The organism is Halovivax sp. (genome assembly GCA_007119345.1).
In the GTDB taxonomy this organism is placed as follows: Archaea; Halobacteriota; Halobacteria; order Halobacteriales; family Natrialbaceae; genus Halovivax.
Genome location: SKPV01000059.1, coordinates 1 through 4,804 on the forward strand (window position 1 = coordinate 1; position 4,804 = coordinate 4,804).

General features: G+C 70.0%; 5 protein-coding genes. All 5 read left to right on the forward strand.

The annotated features are described in order from the left end of the window. Positions 1-1,094, forward strand: a 1,094-nt coding sequence (locus QZT59_RS04445; protein ID WP_290811894.1) for a cupredoxin domain-containing protein, incomplete at its 5' end; no start/stop codon positions are given. Positions 1,095-1,100: 6 nt separating this feature from the next. Next, entirely contained in the window at positions 1,101-1,805 is a 705-nt protein-coding gene (locus QZT59_RS04450; protein WP_290811896.1) for a hypothetical protein, read from the forward strand. Further along, entirely contained in the window at positions 1,802-3,157 is a 1,356-nt protein-coding gene (gene nosD, locus QZT59_RS04455) for a nitrous oxide reductase family maturation protein NosD (protein WP_290811899.1), read from the forward strand. The genes QZT59_RS04450 and nosD overlap by 4 nt, the downstream gene beginning before the upstream one ends. Then, positions 3,147-4,145, forward strand: coding sequence for an ABC transporter ATP-binding protein (locus QZT59_RS04460; protein ID WP_290811902.1), 999 nt, complete (start codon positions 3,147-3,149; stop codon positions 4,143-4,145). The genes nosD and QZT59_RS04460 overlap by 11 nt, the downstream gene beginning before the upstream one ends. Next, positions 4,142-4,804: ABC transporter permease (locus QZT59_RS04465; protein ID WP_290811905.1), on the forward strand; the 663-nt coding region annotated here is incomplete at its 3' end. The genes QZT59_RS04460 and QZT59_RS04465, both read left to right, overlap by 4 nt.

Genomic DNA, 4,804 nt, shown 5'->3' on the forward strand with positions numbered 1-4,804 from the left:
CCGAACAGGAGATGGTGCGCGACGACCGCGACTGGGTCTCGGCGTTCGACGTCGCGGCGATCGAAGCGGCGATCGACGACGGCGAGTACGACGAGGTCTCGGACGTTCGGGTCGTCGACGGCCGCGCGGAGAGTCCGCTCAACCAGGGCGACGATCCCGTCGTCAGGTACGTTCCCGTCCCGAAGAACCCCCACGGCGTGAGCGTCACGCCGGACGGCAGGTACGCGATCGCGTCCGGCAAGCTCGACCCCTCGTGCTCGGTGATCGACGTCGAGGCGCTCGACGAGGTCGACGACCCGGAGGACGCCGTCGTCGGACGGCCCAACCTCGGAAACGGACCGCTGCACACCGCCTACGACGGCCGCGGCCACGCCTACACCTCGCTGTTCGTCGACTCCCAGGTCGTCAAGTGGGACATCGAGGCCGCCGTCGACGCCGACCTCGACTCCGAGGATCCCGTGATCGAGAAGATCGACGTCCACTACAGTCCGGGCCACGTCCAGGCCGCCGAGTCCTACACGGCCGAGCCCGCGGGCGACTGGCTACTCTCGATGAACAAGTTCTCGCTGGATCGGTTCCTCCCGGTCGGGCCGTACTACCCGGAGTGCGACCAGCTGATCTACATCGGCGACGACGACGAGGGGATGCAACTGGTCAAGGACACGCCGACCCACCCCGAACCGCACGACTGCACGATCGCGGCGGCCGACAAGATCTCCCCCGAGCCGATCTGGGATCCGGACGACCTGGACCTCGAGTACGTCGGCATCGAGGACTCCACCGTCGACCGCGAGGACGGACGCGTGCACGTGGAGATGTACGCCCAGCGCAACCACTTCGGGTTCGACACGATCGCCGTCGAGGAGGGCGACGAGGTGACGCTGACCGTGACGAACATCGAGTCGTCCGAGGACATCCTCCACTCGTACGCCATCCCCGAGTACGACGTCAACGTGGCGATCGCGCCCCAGGAGACGCGGCAGGTGACGTTCACGGCCGACAGGCCGGGCGTCTACTGGATCTACTGCTCGTTCTTCTGCAGCGCGCTGCACTTGGAGATGCGCTCGCGGCTGCTCGTCGAGCCGGAGGACTGATCCGGGATGGGCCGGCTCCGGCGACTCCTCGAGCTGCGACGGGCGCTCGCGCTCCTCACCGCGGCCTGCATGCTCGCAGCGCTCGCACTGCCGATCTGGCGGATCGTGCTCCGCGCACCACAGTACCCGGGTCGGGACCTCCCGGTCACGGCGTACGCGTACCCGAGACTCGGCGGCGAGTACGAGGAAGTCGCCGCGCTCAACTACTACATCGGCTTTCACTATCCGGACCCGGTGTTCGTCGAGCCCAACTACGAGGTCGCCGACGCGGCGCTCGCAACGCCGGAGTGGGTCGCGTTCCCCGCGGTGCTCGTGGTGCTGGCGGTGCTCGCGGGCGTCGCGGCGCTCTCGGCGGCCAGCACGATAGCACGGCGGCTGAAGATCGCTTTCGTCGGGACGCTCGTCGTCCTCGGGACGATGATCCTCTGGGCGCAGCTGCGCCTCTACCAGGCGGGACACAACCTCGACCCCGACGCCCCGATGGCCGGCGTCGACGGGTTCACGCCGCCGCTGCTCGGTCCGTACGAGGTCGCGAACATCAGCGGCTTCTCGTGGATCGCCGCGGGCGGCTACGTCATCGCGGCGGGTGTCGTCTTCCTCGCGGTCGCCTACCGGTGTCGGAACGGCGACGCGACGATCCTCGACGTGCCGGCGATCGCCGAGAGCCGCGTCGAACGCCTCCGGGAGCGGGTCGCCGGAGGGGCCGTATGAAGCGGATGGAGGTCGGCTTCGTCGCTCTCGCGACGATCGTGCTCGTCGGCTCCGTGCTCGGCCTCGCGTTCGTCGAGTCCGACGAGCGCGACGACCCCGGCGCACAGTTGGACGTCGAACTCCCGGACGTCCACTCGTTCGAACCGACGGACGAACCGGGGGTCGCGACCGTGAACGGCGACCGCTTCGAGTCGGTCCAGCGCGCCGTGGACGTCGCCGACCCCGGCGACACCGTCGCGCTCGAGGGGCGGTTCGACGAGCGCGTCACGGTGGACACGCCCGGGATCACCCTCGCGAGCGGCGACGGGATGGCCGTGATCGACGGCGGCGGCGAGGGGACGGTGCTCCGGATCGAGGCGGACGAGGTGACCGTCGACGGGGTGTGGGTCCGCAACTCGGGGTTCGACACGACGGCCGAGGACGCGGGCGTCTGGATCGCCGGCGCGAACGCGACGGTCGTCGACTCCCGGATCACCGAGATCACGTTCGGCGTCTGGGTCGACGACGTCGACGACGCGGTCCTCCGGGGGAACACCGTCGTCGGCCACCCGGACGTCTTTCCGCCGGCCCAGCGCGGCAACGGGATCCACCTCTACCGAACGGACGGGACGGTCGTCGAGGACAACGCCATCACCGCGGTTCGCGACGGGATCTACTTCTCGTTCGCCACCGACGTCCTCGCCCGAGACAACCGGATGTGGGACACGCGGTTCGGCGTCCACTACATGTACTCCGACGACTGCGCGCTCGTGAACAACGTCGCGGTCGGCAACGACGTCGGCTACGCGCTCATGGTGAGCAGCGACCTCGAGATCCTCGACAACGTCGCGGTCGACAACCGCGGTCCGAGCGGCCAGGGCATCCTGATCCTGCAGATCGACGACGCGCGGATCGCCGGGAACGAGGTGGTCGGGAACGTAAACGGCTTCCACGTGGATAACTCCCAGCGGATCGACCTCGAGGACAACCTGATTCTCCGGAACGAGCTGGGTATCTCCGTGACGACGGGGAGCACCCTCGCGTCCGTCGCCGGGAACAGCTTCGTCCAGAACGACCGGCAGGTCCTCACGCCCATCCGCGCCCAGCAGCACTGGGACGGCAACTACTGGTCCGACGCGAGCGCGGCAGATCTCACCGGCGACGGCCGGAGTGAGGTCCGCCACCAGCCCGAGGGGATCGTGGAGACGCTGATCTACGAGCACCCCGAAGTACTCGTCTTCGCCGAGAGCCCGGCGTTCGACGCGATCCGGCTCGCCGAGAGCTCGTTCCCGGTCGTCGAGTCGCCGGGCGTCGTCGACGATCGGCCGCTCGTCGAGTCCGACCACGACTGGCGGAGGTACGATGCGGATTGAGATCGACGGCGTGACGAAGCGGTACGGCGACGTTACGGCCCTCGACGACGTCTCGTTCGCGGTCGAGACCGGCGAGACGTTCGGGCTGGTCGGGACGAACGGGGCGGGAAAGACGACGCTGTTCAAGCTGCTCGTCGGCCACGACCGGCCCTCGTCGGGTCGCATCCGCGTCGGCGACACGGACGTCGCCGGAGCGGGTCGGCGGGTCCGGGAACTGGTGGGATTTCTCCCCCAGATCATCGGGTTCCCGCCGCGGCTGACCGGGCGGGAGGTGCTGGCCTTCACCGCCAGGGCGCGGGGAGTATCCGCGTCGGATCGATCCGCGCGGATCGCCGAGGTGCTCGAGACGGTCGGGCTGACGGGCGCCGCCGACCGGACGGTCGACGGCTACTCCGGCGGGATGGGCCGGCGGCTCGGGCTCGCTGTCGCGACGTTCGCGAACCCGCCCGTGCTCGTCCTGGACGAGCCGACCGCCGGCCTCGACCCCGAGGGAGTCGCCGAGTTTCACCGGGTGATCGAGCGGATTCGGACCGACAGCGACGCGACGGTGATCTTCTCCTCGCACGTCCTCTCGGAGGTCGAGACGCTCTGTGACGGCGTGGCGATCCTCCACGACGGCGGGCTCCGTGCGGTCGGCCCGGTCGCGGAGCTGACCCGGCGAACGTCCGACGGGGCGATCGTCAGGTTCCACGCCGAGGAGACCGAGGCCGTCGCGCCGGTCGCGAGCGGGTTCGGCGACCTCGAACTGGACGGGCGCGTCGTGACGGTGACGACGCGGGACGACGACGTGATCGACCTGCTCGACGCCGTCGACGCCGTCGCTTCGATCGACTCGATCGAGGTTCGGCGACCCGGCCTGGAGTCGGTGTTCAGCGAGGCGATCGCCCGCGCGGCCGATCCGGACGGCGGGCCGACGATCGGATCGCCGGCCGGTCGGTCGACGGATCGACCGTGTACGCGCGTCGGGAGCGAGGGGGCCCGGCGGTGACCGACGGCGAACTCGAACCGGGGCCGGAAGCCGGGTACGAGCAGCGCTCCGCGACCCCACACCTCGGGCGCGAGTCGACGACGCTGGACGCCACCGAACGGCTCGCCGCGGTCGCGCTCAACGAGTACCGCCTCGCCGTCAGGAGCCGCTGGGGGGTCGCGCTGACGGCGCTGTTCGCCCTGCTGGGCGGCATGCTCGTGACCTTCAGCGGCTCGGCGGTCGGTCCGGAGGGGTTCGAGCGCGTCGTGGCCAGTCTCGCGTCCCTGGCGGTGTACCTCCTCCCGCTGGCGGCCCTCGCGCTCGGCTACGACGCCGTCGTCGGACCGGAGGAGTACGGCTGGCTCGACCTGCTGTTCTCGCTGCCGATCGCCCGCGCGCACGTCGTCGTCGGTGCGTTCGTCGGGAGGGGGATGGTGCTAACCGGCGCGACGGCCGTCGGCTTCGGCCTCGTCGGGGTCCCGCTGGTCCTCGAGTACGGTCTCGACGACTGGGACGCCTACGTCGTCTTCCTCTTCGGCGCAATTGCGGTGGGACTCGCCTTCCTCTCGCTCGCCGTTCTCGTGTCGACGGTGACCGCCGACAAGGCCCACGCGCTCGGCGTCGCGCTGCTCGTCTGGGCCTGGTTCGTGCTCTTGCACGACCTCGTCGCCATCGGCGCG

Excerpts from the sequence above, each read along its gene's own strand:
- nosD (WP_290811899.1), top strand. The coding sequence starts at position 1,802 with ATGAAGCGGATGGAGGTCGGCTTCGTCGCTCTCGCGACGATCGTGCTC.
- QZT59_RS04450 (WP_290811896.1), top strand. The coding sequence starts at position 1,101 with ATGGGCCGGCTCCGGCGACTCCTCGAGCTGCGACGGGCGCTCGCGCTC.
- QZT59_RS04460 (WP_290811902.1), top strand. The coding sequence starts at position 3,147 with ATGCGGATTGAGATCGACGGCGTGACGAAGCGGTACGGCGACGTTACG.